This is a genomic window from Sphingobacterium multivorum, assembly GCF_900457465.1.
In the GTDB taxonomy this organism is placed as follows: Bacteria; Bacteroidota; Bacteroidia; order Sphingobacteriales; family Sphingobacteriaceae; genus Sphingobacterium; species Sphingobacterium multivorum.
Genome location: NZ_UAUU01000009.1, coordinates 17,955 through 35,613, shown reverse-complemented (window position 1 = coordinate 35,613; position 17,659 = coordinate 17,955). Strand labels below are relative to the sequence as shown.

The window sequence follows — 17,659 nt, the reverse complement described above, 5'->3', positions numbered from 1 at the left end:
TTTAGCAGCGCTTTTTGATGGGCGTGGGATTGAATTCTTTTGCACAGGAAACAGGCAAGAAGAATGATCCTGAAAAACCGGTCACTATCGATTCTTTTGATGTTGTTCGTGATTATAAACCAATTCTTGCGGATGCTGTAAAAATCCGCCGCAGTCCGGATATGACCAACAAACGGGAATACCAACCCAAATTGTCCTACAACAATATTTTGGACAAGAAATTGGATATCAATACGGGGTTGAAACAATTGAATGTACAGGAGATTCCTTTTGCGCAACCTTTTGAGCATAGTAGCAACTATGTCAAATTTGGTATCGGTAACTATAACAGTATATTGGGAGAGGCTTATTTAGCTTCTGAGCAGTTTGAAAACACACGATTTGGCTTATTTGCAAAGCATTTGAGCCAAAAGGGTAATATTGATGGACAGAAGTTCAGTACACAGGATATCGGTATCTTTGGTCGCCGTGTATTGGATGCCGTAACCGTTAAAGGTACCATCGGATACAATCGTTATGGAACGAATTTCTATGGTCAGACTTTTGACCAATCGGGAACAACTTTGTTGAATACAACTCCGGATAAACAGACCTTTACAGATATCTATTTGAATGGAGAGCTCTCAAGTAATGTGGATCCGAAGAATGAGCAGGCATTAAGCTATTCCGCAAAAGTTGATGGCTATTTGTTTAAAGATGCCTACAAAGCCAAAGAAAATTCGATCGCATTATCCGGTATTTGAATAAGCGTTTAAGTGCATTCAATGTTGGGGCAAATTTAAGCGTGACAATGAATAACGTGAAAGATAGCGCTGAGGTAAAAAATCATTGGCGGTTATCAATCCATATATTCGTTTTAAGGGCGACAACTATAACGTAACCTTGGGTGCGAATTTAACTTCTGAATTTGGCGATAGCTCAAGATTCAATATTTTCCCATCGGTGGAGGCTGATTTTGCATTGGCACCTGAATACATCTCTTTGTTTGCCGGGATTAATGGTGGCGTAAAACAAGCTTCTTTCCGTAGTTTCGCTAAAGAAAATCCGTATTTGGCTCCTAACGCTAAAATGATCAACTCGATTGAGAAAATGAATGTTTATGCAGGTTTAAAAAGGAAATGCCGGTGCAACATTTGGTTATAAAGTAAAGGTATTCTACAAGCAGATTGAAGGACTGCCTTTATTTAAAAATAGTGCATTTGGCGATAGTCAAAATGGTTATGTGCCTTGGGCTTTTGATGTCGTTTATGATGGCCGTGATCAATAAGGCTAAACATATGGGATTGGAAGGAAGAAATCAATGTACGTCTTTCACAGCTGGTTAATCTAGGCGGAAAAGTGTATATAGACGATTATAAATTGAGTGATGAGGAAGAAGCATGGGGCTTGCCCAAATTCCGCATGCAAGCTTAATGCACGCTTCAATATTTCCGATAAATTTTTCGTAGATGCTGAACTTTCTACACAAGGCAATACCTATGCATATATTTATGATTATAACACAGATGGCAGTCGTATTGCCAACAGTGGGCATAAGGCAACAATAGGTTCATTTGCTGATCTTAATGCGGGCGCAGAATACCGAATCAAAAAACAATTTGGTATTTTCGTCAAAGCAAATAACATTTTTGGAAAAGAATACGAACGTTATATGTATTACCCAAGATTGGGCTTTAATGTAATTGGTGGTCTTAATTATTCGTTTTAACGAATTAAGATTATAAATTTGCATCTTAAAACATAGTGCGCGATGAATCTAGGCAAAAACATCAATAGTTTATTAAAACGTTATGCGGAAGTATACGTGCCCGGAATAGGTGTGTTCAAACGAATTCATTCTCCGGCTCAGTTCGATAAACAAAATAATGTGTTTTTGCCACCAATTTCTTATGTTGAGCTGGACTACTCTGCTCAACATGGGTTTAATATTGTTCATTATATCCAACAGCAGGAAAACTTGGGCCTAAATCAGGCACAACAGATCTTGTCGGAAACTGTTGAGAACCTGCGGGCTGATTTGGGGCAATTTGGACAGGTCAAATTGGATGATCTTGGCTTATTGATTAGTTATGGCGCAAGTTTAGTCTTCAAACCCTTGGATCTATCTGGATTCGATTTCCAGCCCGTTACAAATCTTGTTGCACCAGAGATTGAAACAGTCGTTTCTTCTTTGGAAGAAGCGAAAGAAGAAGAACTTACGAACTTAGCTGTTGAAGATGACCCTGTTGTTGAAGAAGATCCTGTAGTGGAAGCTGATCATAACATAGAGCCTGTCGGGGAGTCTATTTCGGATACGGCAGATGATCAAGACGAAACGATCGAGGTTGAAGAGGAAACTGAAACAGCACACGAGCCGGCCGTTGTAAAGGATCCTGTATTGAATGAGACTGTACAGGAAACTGAATTGGCAAATGATCTTAATGATGATGAAACCGAAGAATCTCCATTAACAAAAGAGGAAACGGAGGAGCTTGAACCTGTGGAGGCAGCTTTGATAGCTGGTAGTAATCAATCGGTTACTCCAGAGGAAGAAATCACTTCAAAAAAAGAAATCGGTGCTATTGCGTCGGCTAACGCCAATTCGGCATATGCACCAAATATCTATGAGGAAGAGCCGCGTAATTCAAATGCGATCTGGTATTGGATGACTGGAATTATTGTGCTGGCAATGGTTGCTGTTGCGGTCGTTTACACCAATCCTGCATTAAAGGATTCGTTATTCGGGTCGACCAAACCTGTCGTAAAGACGGCAGATACCCTTGTTCAACAAAAGCCGATCATACCTGCTGATACCTTGTCCAATACGCAAGCCGATAGTTTAAAGCAAGTCGATTCATTGGTTAAGCGTAATGTAGCCGATTCTGTTAAAAAGACAGCTGCTGTACCAGCGACCAATGCTGCAGCAAAACCTCCGGTTCTGGAAGCAAATCCTGTGATTAAGGAGTCCATTCCTGTTGCTCAACCGCGATACCAGGTGGTCATTGGATCAGCAAAAACTATGGCAAGCGCCGAGCAGGAGGCACAACGTCTTCGTGCGATGGGCTATAAAACAGCACGGGCAGTTGAAGGGAAAAATAAAAAAGATAGAAAGAAAATTATCTTAAATACCTACATGACAAATGAGGAAGCACAGCTTGCGAAGAAGTCGGTACTCAATAAAATTAAGGATGCTTGGGTAGAAAAGATCTTATAAAAGTTAAAACTATATAAAACTATTAATAATTATGTCATTAGTACAAGATACAGCACGGGTTGCTGTGGATTCGTTTAATCAAGCTGCACAACAACCATTACCTGCTGCTGCGCCTACAGAAAACATGAGTTTGATCGATATGATGATCAAAGGGGGATGGATTATGGTTCCAATCTTACTGTTGTTCTTTATTGGATTGGTTATCTTTTTTGAGCGTTATTTGACGATTCGTCGTGCTGCAAAATATGATAACAGCTTAATGTCGCAAGTAAAGGCAAATGTGTTGTCGGGGAACTTGGATTCAGCGTTAGCTGTAGTTCGTTCAAGTAACTCAGCTTTGGGACGCATGTTGCAAAAAGGCTTATTGCGTGTCGGCAGACCGATCAAAGATATTGAAGGAGCGATCGAAAACGTGGGTAAATTGGAAGTTGCCAAGTTAGAAAAGAACATCAATATTTTGGGTATTATTGCTGGTATTGCCCCTATGCTTGGTTTCGTAGGTACAATCTTTGGAGTAATTAAGATTTTCCACGACGTGGAATTAGCAGGTGGTATTGATATTGCTTCTGTATCTGGGGGACTATATGTAAAAATGGTATCGTCTGCATCAGGTCTTGCGGTGGGTATCTTAGCTTATTTAGGCTACCATATCCTGAATATGATGGTGGAACGATTGATTTTACGGATGGAAACGGATGCAGTAGAATTTATTGATTTATTGGATGAACCCGGAAGATAATGAACTTACGAAGTAGAAAAAATAAACCATCTGCGGAAGTACATACTTCAGCGCTGAATGATATCATGTTTTTCCTGATGTTATTCTTCCTGTTGGCTTCTGCAGTTTCTAATCCGCAAGTGGTGAAGCTATTGTTGCCAAAGTCAAGTGCGGGAGAACAATCTGTTGCTAAAAAGACCGTCACGGTATCGATTACAAAAGATTTGGGCTATTTTATTGATAAAACACCCGTTCCAATTGAAGGATTGGAGGCTGCAATTCAATCCCAAATGGCTGCAGGCGAGGAAGTGACAATTATGCTCTATGTCGATAATACGGTTCCTATTCAAAATGTTATTTCTGTTATGGATGTAGCTAATCGATTGAAGATTAAAGTGGTATTGGCAACAGAACCCAAAAAAGATAAGTAAGAATAATTAAACTTTTTGAGAGTTTATTGTTCATATGTTAATATAGGAGATTAATGCGATGAGATATCATCTTCAACATGAAGAAAATAATTTCCCCAAAGCGCTGGGGATATCGACTCTAGTCATGGCATCGTTGCTCTTGATTGGTTTTTTTGTTGTTTTTAAGGCACAGGCTCCGGATGAATATGGAATGGGGGGAATGATCGTTAATTATGGGACATCACCCGAAGGTATGGGGGATGACTATATGAGCGTTGAGGAACCTTCTGTAGATCCCAATGCGAATAATGAGCGCCCAGACCGTATCGATCCTGTCGAAACACCTACCCCAACTCCAACGCAACAAGTTGCGGAGAAGGCAGTCGCTACGCAAGATCTGGAAGATGCTCCTGCGGTAACAAAAACCGAAAAAAAGGTAGTATCAAAGGCGCCTGAAACCACCAAAGAAGTGAAGGAAGTGGCTCCGCAGGCAAACGCTAAAGCACTTTTTAAAGGGAATAAAAATAATGGTAAAGGAGCTGGTGATGGTACAGGAACAACACCTGGAAATCAAGGTTCCAAACTAGGTGATCCTTTAGCAAGTAATTATGGCGAAGGAGGATCTGGAAACGGTAACATGATGTTGTCTATTGAAAACCGAAGCTTTACGCAACGGCCAAGTATCGACGACAATGGACAGCAAGCAGGAAAGGTTGCTGTGGAGTTTAGAGTCAATAAGCAAGGGGTTATCACCTATGCGCGTGCTGGTGTAAAAGGAACGACGATCACCGATCCATCGTTATTGGAGAAATGTGAGCGTGCTGTACGTGGCGCTAGGCTAAACCAATTGCCGAATGCTCCCGACTCACAGACGGGACGGATTGTGTTCAATTTTAGATTAAGATAAAAATCATTCACATGAATGCTTATAATGAGGCAATTGAGTATCTGTATACTCGATTGCCTATGTTTACAAGGGATGGCGCCTCTGCCTTCAAAAAAGACCTTGACAATACCATCAAACTTTGCGCTGCGTTGGACGACCCACAGCGAAAATTCAAAACTTTACATATTGCTGGCACAAACGGAAAGGGATCTACCTCCCATATGTTGGCCGCTATTTTGGCCGAAGCAGGCTATAAGACCGGTCTCTATACTTCACCACATTTACTGGATTTCAGAGAACGTATTCGTGTCAATGGAAAGTTATGTGAGCAAGAATTTGTTGTCGATTTTGTCAATACCCATCGCGAGCTTATAGAAGAAGTCAGTCCATCCTTTTTCGAAATTACTGTAGCCATGGCTTTTGATTATTTCGAGAAGAAAAAGGTTGATATCGCTGTCATTGAAGTCGGCCTTGGCGGGCGTTTGGATAGCACCAATATTATTCAGCCTTTGCTGTCCGTAATTACCAATATCGGTTTTGATCACATGAATCTTCTCGGTAATACACTGGCAGAAATTGCTGCGGAGAAGGCGGGAATTATCAAAAGAGATACACCTGTCGTTATTTCGGAATATGCCGAAGAAACGGCTGCTGTGTTTGTGGATAAAGCAGCGATGGAGCATGCGCCGATACAATTCGCTTCTGACAAGTATGAGACCAAGATGCTGGCAGTCGACCAAGATTATTTAACAGTGCAGGCTATTGATCCTAACGGTCATCAAGCAACATATCAGCTCGATCTTAAAGGCTCTTATCAGGTGAAAAATCTTGCCGGCGTGTTATTAGCTGTGGATGAGTTACGTCAACTGGGCTTTGAGATCAGTGATCAACATATTCATCGCGCGCTGAAAAACGTGCAAACAAGTACAGGAATTCAAGGGCGGTGGCAACAATTGTCTAAGGATCCATTTATCATCTGCGATACAGGGCATAACGAGGACGGAATTCATGAAGTGCTCAAAAATTTGGCGACAACGGTTTATGATAAATTGCACTTTGTGATAGGGGCAATGCGTGATAAGGATTTATCCCATATGTTGCCTTATCTGCCGAAGGATGCAATCTATTATTTCTCCGCTCCGGATATGCCGCGTGCAATGCCAGCGGATGTGTTGCGAAAAGAAGCTTTGGAATTTGGTCTAGTTGGACTCGATTATCCATCCGTGGAAGCCGCGTTTGATGCAGCAAAAGAGGCGTATCAGCAAGGTAACCTAATTTTTGTTGGCGGAAGCAATTTTGTTGTTGCGGAAGTGCTGGCTAGTTTGACGCACGACTAGGAATATCACCTTTTCTCGCAAATAAATCTGCGGGAGGAATTAGAAATTGATCATAAAAAGGGAGCTGCATGACGTGCAGCTCCCTTTTTATACTTTTGTACCGTTGGTCATTAGTCATTGATTGTCAATTCACCACGAATATCCTTTTCAATCCAATAGGCGACTTCTTTTTGATCTTCTAACTCACCTTGAAGATACATCAATTTAGTTACTGCCGCTTCAAATGTAAGGTCGTAGCCATTGAGCACGCCGATAGATTTAAGTCCTTGTGAAGTCTCATAACGACCTAATTCAACAGACCCTACTTTACATTGTGAAATGTTGAGGATATTTTTACCTTGTTCAATGGCTTCCTTCAATAAATCCAGAAACCAGGTGTCGGTGGTTGTATTGCCCGATCCAAATGTTTCCATAACAATGGAGCGGACATCGGAATCCAGGACTGCTTTGATAGTTTGTGCAGAGATTCCCGGAAATAATTTTAATACAGCTACCCTGTTGTCCAGTTTGGTATGTAGGATAAATTCTTTATCAATATTATTTAATAAAGCATCTGTATTGTATTTGAGGTGAATACCAGCTTCGACCAATACAGGATAGTTTGGCGATCTAAAGGCCTCAAATTTGGCCGAATTATATTTAAATGAGCGATTGCCGCGGAATAATTTATTGTCGAAAAGAATACATACCTCTTGGATAATGGAGATGCCATCCTGCTTCGCCGAAGCGATTTCCAACGCTGTCATCATATTCTCCCTGGCGTCCGTTCGGATCTCACCGATAGGTAGCTGAGAGCCGGATAAAATGACCGGTTTTTGGAGTCCTTCCAACATAAAGCTCAGTACGGAGGCCGTAAAAGCCATTGTATCGGAACCGTGTAGAATAACAAAACCGTCGTAATTCGCATAGTTATCCTTAATAATTTGTGCCATTTCAATCCATATTTCAGGCTTCATGTTGGATGAATCGATAATAGGTTCGAAAGAGTGCACGGTCAGCTTATAGTCTAAGCGACTTAAATCAGGGAGATTACGTTTGATCAATTCAAAGTCGAAAGGAACGAATGTTCCTGTTTCATCTTTAACCATTCCAATGGTCCCACCTGTGTAGATAATAAAGATATTATGCATTGAGTTTTGAAATTATATACCAAATATACGTTTTGAATTTTCTGTTGTGATTTCGGCGACCTTCTCGACGGAAATCTGATGCAGATCAGCTACTTTTTGAGCGACGTAAACCAAATAGCTGCTCTCATTTTCTTTACCGCGGAAAGGGACAGGTGCCAGATAGGGTGCATCGGTCTCAAGAACGATATGCTTCAAGTCGATTTCTTTAACGACTTGATCTAAGCCCGCTTTTTTAAAGGTAACGACCCCGCCAATACCAAGGGCGAACCCTAAATCGATCGAATGATGGGCCTGCTCCAGGCTGCCCGTAAAGCAGTGCAGAACGCCAAACAGTCTGTCGTCGTGGAGTTCTTCCAATAATTCGAACAATTCAGTAAAGGCTTCCCGACAATGGATATCGATTGGTAAATTTAATTCTTTAGCCCATTGAACCTGAGTTCGAAAGGCATCTTTTTGAATTTCAAGCGTGCTTTTATCCCAATAAAGATCCAGCCCAATCTCACCTATGGCATGGACTTTGTTTGTTTCCAAGCTCTTTCGGATGGTTTCTAACTCTTCCACATAGTTTTCCTTTACGTCGCAGGGATGTAATCCAAGCATGGGAAAACAATGTTCTGGATAAGCTGCTACGGTATCAAATACAGGTTTTATGGAAGCGCTATTCACATTCGGCAAAAAAAGGCGTTGTATGCCATTATCAAAGCAACGTTGTAGATGTTCTTGCAGTTTTTCGGTTCCTGCATGGTAATAAATGTGTGTATGTGTATCTGTAAGCAACATAGTTTTCTGCGTGGAAGCAGTGGGTTAGGGTAAAAACTTGTTTTTATTATTATCGAATAAAGTGGTAGACTTAATTACCAAAATTTCAATTCGATCTCCAAAGATAACTTATTAATTAGCAAAAATGAAAATTAATACTGGATTCCTTCGATTGAGATGAATTCCTTTTTCGTATCTTGGAAAACGCCATTAGGAGGAGGACCGCCCCTTCATGCCATGAGGACAGTAGTAACGATTATTATTGCCCCTTGGAAAGATAGGTCGTAATAAAAAGAGTCAGAAGTCAAACATACCGTAAGATTTACTGTTAAATAGATAAAAGAGGCGGTTGTTGTCCTATTTTTATAAGAATAAATGAATCATATGATGAATAAGAGGTTATGCCTGGGTTTGTTGACTTTGGCGTCGGTTATGTTTATAAACAAACTACATGCGCAATCATTGATTGACCCATCGATAAAAGACATTATTCAAAAAGCCTTTCAGACAAATAAAGAATTGAAATTGAAGGCTTACGAAGTCGATAAAGCACGTCTGGAAGCTGATGGTGTTAAAGCAAATCGGTTGCCGCACGTCTCCGCACTCGGGCTATACGGTTATGTACATAGCAATGGGAGTATTGATATTCCTACAGTTAATATTCCTTTGTTGAACCTAGGCCTGTTTGAAGGAGCAACAGGATTTAGTATGCATGGGCAAGCTGCTTATGCGGGAGTGTCTGTAAAGCAGATTATCTTTTCCGGATTACAGATTCCGAATGGAATAAAAGCATTGCAGGAGAAAGCTGCGGCACAACAATATTTAGAATCGGCCAGTCGAGAGACACTCTCTAAGGATATTATAGCATCATTTGATCAATTAATGTTGTTGGATGAGGTGGATAAATTAATTGTAGATTCTGAAAAGCGATTAAAAAAAGAGCAGGAAAAGGTGAATAAAGCGATTCAAAATGGACTTGCAATACCTTATGATCGAGATAAATTGAAATTGGCATTACTGGAATTGGAAGAGAAAAAGGTAGAACTTTCTGGCAATCGGGATTTGTTGTGCCAAAAGATCGAACAAGAAACTGGCGTGTCTTTTCAGGAGGTTGGTGGAATTCATTATCGACTTAAACCTATATTTTTGTCAGAGCTACCACGTGATGTCGAACAAAGATCCGAATTGAAAGCGCTAGATGCTTCTTCAAAAGCGTATGAATATCTGTATAAAAAAGAAAAGGGGGGAGCTCTTCCTGCTGTCTTTGCCTTTGGATCTGCAAACTATCTGAATGTTTTCAATTCTAAACTCACGGTGAAAGACCAACCCCTGTTTGGTACAGTCAATTTGCCACTTAATTCCATCAAGGGAAGTCCCAATGTCATGGTCGGCGTAGGGGTTAAATGGGATCTCTATACCGGCGGGGAACATCACAATAAAATTAAGCAAGTCAAACTCGATCAACATATCAATACGACCAAGCGGGAAGATACGCAGGAAAAGTTAAATCTATTATTGAGCAAGAATACAGTCACCTATACGACTGGCAACCAAAAGTTGAAAGTGGGAGAACAGCAGTTGAAAGTTGCCGAAAATAACCTTTCTATGGCTGTTAAACAGTATCAAGCCGGCTTAATAGATGTTACGGAGTTGTTGGCTGCTGAAAACGATTGGTACAAAGTTAATTTGGGTTATTTTAACAATGTATTGCAGCAACGTACTGCTGCGGTCGAATTACTACATACATCAGGAAAATTATTACAAACTATACATGAGTAACATGAAGAATTTATATGGGATATTATCGCTGTTTATTTTTGTTTCTTGTACAAATCAAGTGAAGGAGAAGCCTATTGAAGGTAAGGTGGAGCGTGAGCAGGTGACGGTTGTGACAAAGGTCCCGGGAAAAATTGCGAAGCTTCTGGTTGAAGAAGGGGACTTTGTGCATGCGGGTGATACCTTGGCTATTTTGAGTATTCCCGAAGTGGATGCTAAAGAAGAACAGGCAAAAGGGGCACTACAGTCTGCTGATGCACAATATAACATGGCAGTCCGGGGCGCTACGAAAGGACAACTCGTGCAATTGCAAGCGAAGGTAGATGGACTTAAGGAACAATATGAATTTGCGAAAAAATCTATAGGTCGCTTGGATGCCCTTCTGCAGGACAGTCTTATTCCACAACAAAAGTACGACGAGACCTACGCCAAATATCAGGGAGCCAAAAATCAATATCTTGCAGCACAGGCTGAATTAGCTGAAGCAAGGGGTGGGGCTAGACAGGAACAGCAGATTATGGCCTTGGGGCAAAAAGAACGTGCACTTGGAGCGATCTCTGAAGTCAATGTTGCTGCGCAGGAGAAATATGTCATTGCTCCACAGGACATGAGTGTGGAGACGATTAATCTGAAAGTCGGTGAATTGGCGATGGCTGGTTATCCCATTATAAATGGTTTCCTCGATCGATCGACCTATTTTAGATTCACATTGCCCGAAAATAAAATGGGGAGACTTCAAAAAGGAGAGGTCGTGGAGGTAGAAATTCCTTATTTGAATCACAAAAAGGTTAAAGCGAAGGTGATTAGTATTAAAGCCTTAAATTCGTATGCAAGCATCGCCTCAGCTTATCCTGATTTCGATCCGCAACAGGCTGTATTTGAATTGAAGGTTATCCCTGAAGATGCTGCCGGTAGCAAAGATTTGTTAACAAAAACGCTTGTGGTTCTCCATGCGAATTAAAGAGCTTGACTGTGAAAAAATTTTTAGAATTGATCCAACGAGAGTTTAAGCTCTTCTTCAATAATAAAGTGCTATTGATGCTTTTTCTGGGGGCACCTGTATTGTACGGTGTTTTGGTGGGGCACGTCTATCAACAAGGTAAGGTAACGCATATGCCGATCATTGTGGTTGATGAGGATAATAGCCCCTTAAGCAGTTCATTTATTGATATGCTTTCCGATAATGAGAGTATTGACGTTGCCCGTGTATTACCGTCCTTATTTGATTCAAAAGATATTGCCATGCAATATGAGGCAACAACGATTGTGCATATTCCTAAGGGTTTTGCATCTGGAGTACAACAGGGACGTTTGCCCGAAATGACTGTTTTCGTAGATGGTGCCAATACGTTGACCTCCAATACAGCCATGATGGCTGTTAATGTTTGTGCCTCGACGTTGAAAGCGGGTATACAGATTCAGGCTCAAATGAAACGTGGTGTTCCCGCAAAGATTGCTGCACAGCAGTACGAACCTTTTAAGACAACTTTTGTTAAGCAAAATATCCGAAGTGGAAATTACCTGTATTTTATGCTGCCGGGAGTGCTTATTACCGTGCTGCAGCAGGTCTTGCTCTTAGGCTTGGCTTTGTCTTTTTCCTCCGAATTTGAAGGTAATACATTTCCAGAGCTTGTACGTAAAATCGGTAATCCAATTGGGCTTATTCTTGTTAAGATATTACCTTATGTTTTGATGTCTATTGGTATTCTGGTTTTATATTGGGGTTTTGGTCAGTATTACCGTATGCCTTTACAGGCCGAGTTTGGGCGCTTTGTCCTGTGTACTTTCGTCTTTCTGCTCGCCGTATGTTTTATCGGTGTACTCGTCAGCATTGTCCTACCTTCGCAATTGAAATCGACAGAAGTCCTTATGGTCATTGCAACGCCAGCATTTATCTTGAGTGGCTTTACCTGGCCGTCGAGTCTAATGCCAGGATGGGTACAGGCAATAGCAAATGTAATCCCATCAACCCATTATCTACGAATTTTTAGGTTAATGTTTATTCAGCATGCTGAAAATTACCATACCGATAAGGCCCTGATCGCGTTAACCATCATTATGATCATCAGTTTTATATTGGCCGTAGTAATACTGTGGCTAAAAATACGGAAGATCAAAAAAGAAGATAAGAAGGTTAACGCATAACCAATAAAAACAGGAATAACAAAAAAGCGGTTTCAATTTGGTGAAACCGCTTTTTTGTTAACTGAAATTTACAGTCAAATTATTTTTTTGCTGCTGGAGCTTTCGTTGCAGGAGCTGTTGCCGCTGGAGCAGTAGTTCCAGTAGGCGCTACCATGCCTGGAGTTGTTGCTGTAGGAGCAGGAACTTTTCCAGGTTTAATATCCAATACTTCTACTTCAAATACTAAAGGAGCATATGGAGGGATAACACCTGAAGGGCGATCGCCATAAGCCAAAGATGAAGGAATGACTAAAGTTGCTTTTGTACCTTTGTTAAACAATTGGAAAGCTTCAGTCCATCCTGGGATCACACCATCAACACCTAATTGGAACTTTAATGCCTCATAAGGACGTTGAGGGTTGAAAACTTTCTCTTTTTTAGCTACATCTGGAAGATTTGTATCAAATACTTTTCCTGTAGTTAATGAACCTACATAGTTCACATGAATAGAATCACCTACTTTTGCATTTGTTCCTGTTCCAGGTTTCGTGATTACGTATTGAAGACCTGAAGCTGTTTTTGTTGTTTTCAAGTTTTTATCCTTGATATATTTTTCAAGTTTAGCTGGTTCAGCAGATTTGTGTTTGTTCAATTCTTCTTCAAAATATTTCTGAACTTGTTCGCCCAATTGTTGGTCTGTCAATTTTCCTTTTTTGAAGTGTTTTTTGACTTTTGATCGAATAAACAATGAATTTATCTGCAAACTCTGGTTTTGGTTGGTGTGTTTTAGCAGCCATAGAATCCAAGTTGATTTTGAATACCAAGCTATCGCCTTCACCTACGTATTTGAATAAACCAGTAGGGTCACCTGGATTTTTTTGCGATGATACTATCTGGATATAATTGAACGATTTGAGGGACTCCCATGTCATATGTACTTTGCATTGTAGAATCTCTGTCCGTTTTCACAACCATGTCAAGTGCTAATAAATCGCCTGATACTGCTTTTTCTTTTGCATTATCATCTACGATTTTATACTCAAGACCACCTTCAGCCTTTTTGAATTTTTGGCATGACGTCATCAAAAGACCGGCAGCCGCGAAAAATAGAATTGGCTTTCTTCATTTTCTAATGTATGTTACGATATCTTATTTTGTTAATATTTCTTTATAATTTGGTAAAACCGATTTGAATTTAGCAATCACTGCTTCGAGGCTTTCTTTCGAATTACCGCCTGAAGCGTTAAGATGCCCACCCCCATTGAAATATAATTTACAGATCTCATTGCAAGGAACTTCTCCAATCGAACGCAAAGATAGTTTAATTTGTTCATTTCTGTCAATAATTAAAGCAGCCAATCGAATTCCTTTAATTGAAAGTGCATAATTGACCAATCCTTCGGTATCGCCGGTGATAACTTCAAACTGCGCGAGATCCGCTTGGTTACATGGATAATGGCGGTGTTATATTCATGGATAACCTCTAGACGATTCAGTAGACAGAACCCTAAGAATTTCAGGCGGCTTTCAGACGAACTATTGTATATCTCTTCGTGAATAGCCCAGTTTTGTGCGCCGCAATCAATGAGTGATGCCAATGATGCGGTGAATTTCAGCAGTGGTCGAACGGAAGCGGAAAGAGCCCGTATCGGTCATAATACCGGTATATAAGCATGTCGCCATGTCAGCACTGATATGGTCTGGATCTTGCATCTCATGGACCAAGAAGCGATAGATCAATTGTGCAGTCGCTGCTGCAGATGAATCCCAAAAAGCGTAGTCTTCAAATCCTTCCGGATCCAAATGGTGATCAATCATACATTTGATTGCCTTCGCTTGACGAATAGGTTCACCCATCTCGTGAATACGGGCAAGACCATTGAAATCCAAGCAGAAAATTAATTCAGCTGCGTCAATCTGTTGATCGTGCAGGTCAATATCCTGTGTATAAATTTGTACATTTTCCAAGCCAGGTAACCAATCCAAAAAGGCAGGAAAGTCTGACGGTACAATGAGATTTACCTGATGTCCTTTCGCGGTCAACCAAAAATACAATCCTAGAGATGAACCCAAAGCGTCCCCATCTGGTTTGTAGTGCGTTGTAATTACAATACGTTTTGGTTCAGCCAATAACTCTTTTAATTCTTCCGATTTCAGCATAGTCATATTAAGTCTGCAAACCTACTATAAAAAAATTAGATTAGACAAATTTTTTATAAAGATCTTTTTGCATCTTATCGCGTTTGGTGTTGATTCTAAAAAAATGATTTTCAGGTTTTTAAAACTTATATACATAGATCTTGAAATCCCGCTTCATACAGATTAGATAATTGGCATTGTCGCCATAGTTAATCGGTCCATAATAGAATTTTGAAAAACCTTCTACAGGGAATCCTTCCTGAACCAAGCCATCAGATCCGAAGACATAGATCATGCGATTGTCGGTTCCTACGCCAATGATATCAGATTTACCTATTCGTTTAAAAAACAACGGTCTGTTACTGGCCTCTTCGATGAATTTATATTCAAAGTAGGAAGAAGAGTCTCTTACACTGTAGGCATTCAGTTTGTTGTTGGCTAGAATAACAAAGTCTCTGTCGGCACCACCGCTAATATCTTCAAAATTAAAGAAAGCATCTTTGCCCCAGTCACCCAGTTTTATTTTTTTGGTTTCGCCCTCGAAAGGAATTTTGAAGACACTACCTTTATTGTTTGCCAAGTAAATGAAGGAGTTCTTCTCATCCGAGGCCGCAACTAAACCAATTGGATTTTTAACACTTTCTCCATCGGTATCCAATGTTTTTTTATGGATGACCTTACCATTTTGATCAAAGAAATAGACGGAAGCAGTGCTTGTACCGGCAATAATATAATTGGTCTGCCCTAGACTGGTTGTTTTTAAATCGAATAAAATTCGCCCGTCCACGCTATTATTTTCAAAGCCCTCCACTTTTTTGCCGTCGAGTGTATAGGCAAGAATGCGGTCTGTTGCGGGAATGTAAATACGTTGCTCTTTATTGAAGGTGGCAATTGTAGCCCCATAAGTCGCCGAGTATGGCAATTCAACTGAAAAACCGGTTCGGTTTTTACCATCTGGCATAAAACGATATAAGCGGTTTTTTGTAACGGCGACAATACTGAGATCCTGTAACTGAATTGGCTCGCCCAAAATTTCACCTTGGAAGAGGTTCTGCCAAAGCTCTTTTCCATCCGGCGAAAATGCATGTACCGTGTGATCTTGTTCTTGAATCAGGATAAACTTATTCTTCCCATCTTGATCTAAAATCCAAGGTTTATTGATAATTCGGTTCTCCAGTTGAGCTGTCCATTCTGGTTTGCCCCCCAGTCTCGTATCACTCTTAAAGAGTGCATATAAACTGGACGAAAATGTGCCTTGGTTGCCACTTAGCTGATAGGACCATGAATAGAAATTTTGAAAGCCATATTCATCCTCATCTTTAAAGTTCTTTGCGAAATCAGCTTTTAAGTTATCCAGAATATTGCTTTTACCAGCCTTAGGTTCTAAATAGAACGTTACGTTACTGCGGCTATTCTGCAATGCTGCATGATTTTTGAAAATTGCAGTACCCGAAAGAAATTGCTTTTCCCGGAAAGATTCACGATAATCTCGCAAGATACCTGTTCGGCCAGCAACAACCATGATATTGTCTACAATAGTGAAATAGGGTCGGGTAAAGCTCTTGAAAGGTTCTCCAAATAATGCATGTAAAAGATTCGAATATTTAAATTGATAGATCGAATCCCCTACAGCAGTACTGAATTTCTTAAGATTATCGGCAAATTGTGTGGAATCCGAAATGCTAATCAAACCAATCGCATCCTGATTGTCCAGTTCCGCGAGTGCAAATTCATCGTTGAAAATTGGCGCAATAATACTGTCAAATGATACTTTGCTGTCCTCTTCAAAGTTTTTTATACTTTTCGTCAATCGAGCGTCTTCTTTTTGTTGTACTAACAAGGCTTTTAATCCGCTGCGGAAACTACGGGGATCAGAGATACTAAAGTCTATATAAGATGCTGCATTTTTAGGGAGATAGTTCCCCAGAGCTTGCACTTGAGCCGTCTGCGTGGCAAATAACTGTAAGTAGCTATTTTTGCTCGCCGTGAGATCTGTTTCACCCTTAAAGATAAAAGCATCCTTTTTGAAATTCATGTTCCAGGACGTTTGGCCCTTCAGCGAATCGATCAGGTTGAGATAGGTACCAAATTTGGATTTCATTAGTATTCGAGCAATTTGCGACAGTTGCTCATTGAAAAAATAGAGACTAAGTGGTGTGTTTTTATTATTATGGTTTACGAAGAACTCGATTTGTTTGGTACTTATTTTCTTAACCTGTTTATCAAAGATCTGGGAAAGCACCTGCTTAGAGTAGCTGGCGAAAATGATTTCGTGGGAATAGGCACAATAAAGTGTACTATCCTTAGTACCTTGATTAAGCCCATAAAATCGTTGGCCTAAGGTGTCAAAGGGTTGTATCTTGTAGTTTTTACCGACGTTTCCAAGCAATGTTGCCAGCGCGTTATTATCAATGCTTTGACCAACCTGAACGCTATATAGCGGAGTAATCTGATCTTTTTCCTGATGAAAAGACAGTAATACTTGCTGCCCCGCTACAAGAGGTGCTAGCTGTTCGCTACGTAATAATTCGTCTTTAAGACGTTCCAAATTACTGAAATTGCGTTGGCCAATAATGGCTTTAAAGAGCTCATAGTCGTTAAAGATCGTATCTACAGTCTGATCATTGGCAAAGGAGGCAATGGTTAATGTATTTTCAGGAAGATATTGTAAAGCTTTAGAATCTTGTTTATTGTTTTTATTGAAGTCTCCAAAAAGATAGATCGTAGCCGCGATGACCGCGATGAATAATATAACAGTGATGATGATTGTTTTTTTCATCCTTTTTATTTTTTTCAATGCCTGATAAGAACTCGAATAAATCGTCACTAACCCGCTGGTCGATACGATTAAAAATGCAGTTTTTAGCAGAACAACTATTTATGAGGTACTCATTTTCTTTTCAGCAGATAAGTACACTAAACTTGTTTTTTAAATGGTGATGAAGTTATCATGCGGCAGATGTTTATCAAGGATATACAAATCTTGAACCTCGTTCAAGATCTTGGTGAGCTGCACGATGCTCATGATGATTCATACGTAAAACAAACCTAATAAAAATATATGGGAAGAGATAGAAAATCGTTGCTATAATGCGCCTTTGTAATAGAAATTTAACAAAAAATTCCTTATTTTGCTCTGTTTTTAATACATTTATCGCTAGAAACTCATTTTCAGCATTCACTTTAA

The 17,659-nt window shown here is 40.1% G+C and carries 18 protein-coding genes; 11 read left to right on the top strand and 7 right to left on the bottom strand.

Features of this window, described 5'->3' with window-relative positions; genetic code table 11:
* The first annotated feature begins 17 nt into the window (after positions 1–17).
* The 8 genes from DTA23_RS29115 to DTA23_RS11825 all read left to right on the top strand — a co-directional run bounded on the left by DTA23_RS29115 (position 18) and on the right by DTA23_RS11825 (position 6,544).
* Complete coding sequence (locus DTA23_RS29115) at positions 18–743, top strand: hypothetical protein (protein ID WP_256603541.1); 726 nt, start codon at positions 18–20, stop codon at positions 741–743.
* Between the two features lie 85 nt (positions 744–828).
* Complete coding sequence (locus DTA23_RS29110; RefSeq protein ID WP_256603540.1) at positions 829–1,143, top strand: hypothetical protein; 315 nt, start codon at positions 829–831, stop codon at positions 1,141–1,143.
* A 223-nt stretch (positions 1,144–1,366) separates the two neighbouring features.
* Positions 1,367–1,708 (top strand): TonB-dependent receptor, encoded by a 342-nt coding sequence (locus DTA23_RS29105; protein ID WP_256603538.1) that lies wholly within the window; start codon positions 1,367–1,369, stop codon positions 1,706–1,708.
* 42 nt (positions 1,709–1,750) lie between these two features.
* Positions 1,751–3,193 carry an HU domain-containing protein gene (locus tag DTA23_RS11845; RefSeq protein WP_112374859.1) on the top strand — a complete coding sequence of 481 codons (1,443 nt, stop codon included), beginning with the start codon at positions 1,751–1,753 and terminating at the stop codon, positions 3,191–3,193.
* Between the two features lie 31 nt (positions 3,194–3,224).
* Positions 3,225–3,932 (top strand): MotA/TolQ/ExbB proton channel family protein, encoded by a 708-nt coding sequence (locus DTA23_RS11840; protein ID WP_112374858.1) that lies wholly within the window; start codon positions 3,225–3,227, stop codon positions 3,930–3,932.
* Positions 3,932–4,342 carry an ExbD/TolR family protein gene (locus tag DTA23_RS11835; protein ID WP_046672748.1) on the top strand — a complete coding sequence of 137 codons (411 nt, stop codon included), beginning with the start codon at positions 3,932–3,934 and terminating at the stop codon, positions 4,340–4,342. Before DTA23_RS11840 ends, DTA23_RS11835 begins: the two co-directional genes overlap by 1 nt.
* A gap of 58 nt (positions 4,343–4,400) precedes the next feature.
* Positions 4,401–5,228: an energy transducer TonB gene (locus tag DTA23_RS11830; protein ID WP_046672747.1), complete on the top strand. Its 828-nt coding sequence runs from the start codon at positions 4,401–4,403 to the stop codon at positions 5,226–5,228.
* An 11-nt stretch (positions 5,229–5,239) separates the two neighbouring features.
* Positions 5,240–6,544, top strand: coding sequence for a bifunctional folylpolyglutamate synthase/dihydrofolate synthase (locus tag DTA23_RS11825; protein WP_112374857.1), 1,305 nt, complete (start codon positions 5,240–5,242; stop codon positions 6,542–6,544).
* A 110-nt stretch (positions 6,545–6,654) separates the two neighbouring features.
* On the opposite strand, the gene DTA23_RS11820 is transcribed toward DTA23_RS11825, so the two are convergent.
* On the bottom strand, positions 6,655–7,674 hold the full coding sequence (locus DTA23_RS11820; RefSeq protein WP_046672745.1) for an asparaginase: 1,020 nt from the start codon (positions 7,672–7,674) through the stop codon (positions 6,655–6,657).
* Positions 7,675–7,686: 12 nt separating this feature from the next.
* Positions 7,687–8,454 (bottom strand): TatD family hydrolase, encoded by a 768-nt coding sequence (locus tag DTA23_RS11815; RefSeq protein ID WP_112374856.1) that lies wholly within the window; start codon positions 8,452–8,454, stop codon positions 7,687–7,689.
* Positions 8,455–8,817: 363 nt separating this feature from the next.
* Here DTA23_RS11815 and DTA23_RS11810 point away from each other — a divergent pair, with 363 nt between their 5' ends.
* From DTA23_RS11810 to DTA23_RS11800, 3 genes are read left to right on the top strand one after another with little or no spacing between them, the layout of a single operon-like run.
* A complete protein-coding gene (locus DTA23_RS11810) occupies positions 8,818–10,212 on the top strand; it encodes a TolC family protein (RefSeq protein ID WP_239468756.1) in 1,395 nt (464 codons plus the stop codon).
* 1 nt (position 10,213) lies between these two features.
* Positions 10,214–11,170, top strand: coding sequence for an HlyD family secretion protein (locus DTA23_RS11805; protein WP_112374854.1), 957 nt, complete (start codon positions 10,214–10,216; stop codon positions 11,168–11,170).
* Between the two features lie 11 nt (positions 11,171–11,181).
* Positions 11,182–12,354, top strand: a complete 1,173-nt coding sequence (locus DTA23_RS11800; protein ID WP_112374853.1) for an ABC transporter permease — start codon at positions 11,182–11,184, stop codon at positions 12,352–12,354.
* Positions 12,355–12,433: 79 nt separating this feature from the next.
* On the opposite strand, the gene DTA23_RS11795 is transcribed toward DTA23_RS11800, so the two are convergent.
* The 5 genes from DTA23_RS11795 to DTA23_RS11780 all read right to left on the bottom strand — a co-directional run bounded on the left by DTA23_RS11795 (position 12,434) and on the right by DTA23_RS11780 (position 17,251).
* Positions 12,434–13,096: an FKBP-type peptidyl-prolyl cis-trans isomerase gene (locus DTA23_RS11795; protein ID WP_172462396.1), complete on the bottom strand. Its 663-nt coding sequence runs from the start codon at positions 13,094–13,096 to the stop codon at positions 12,434–12,436.
* 386 nt (positions 13,097–13,482) lie between these two features.
* Positions 13,483–13,728: a DHH family phosphoesterase gene (locus DTA23_RS30395; RefSeq protein ID WP_440591179.1), complete on the bottom strand. Its 246-nt coding sequence runs from the start codon at positions 13,726–13,728 to the stop codon at positions 13,483–13,485.
* Positions 13,680–13,931, bottom strand: coding sequence for a hypothetical protein (locus DTA23_RS30390; RefSeq protein ID WP_370445095.1), 252 nt, complete (start codon positions 13,929–13,931; stop codon positions 13,680–13,682). Before DTA23_RS30390 ends, DTA23_RS30395 begins: the two co-directional genes overlap by 49 nt.
* On the bottom strand, positions 13,915–14,493 hold the full coding sequence (locus DTA23_RS30385; protein WP_370445094.1) for a DHH family phosphoesterase: 579 nt from the start codon (positions 14,491–14,493) through the stop codon (positions 13,915–13,917). Before DTA23_RS30385 ends, DTA23_RS30390 begins: the two co-directional genes overlap by 17 nt.
* Before the next feature lie 118 nt (positions 14,494–14,611).
* Positions 14,612–17,251: a hypothetical protein gene (locus tag DTA23_RS11780; protein ID WP_146753065.1), complete on the bottom strand. Its 2,640-nt coding sequence runs from the start codon at positions 17,249–17,251 to the stop codon at positions 14,612–14,614.
* Between the last annotated feature and the right edge of the window lie 408 nt (positions 17,252–17,659).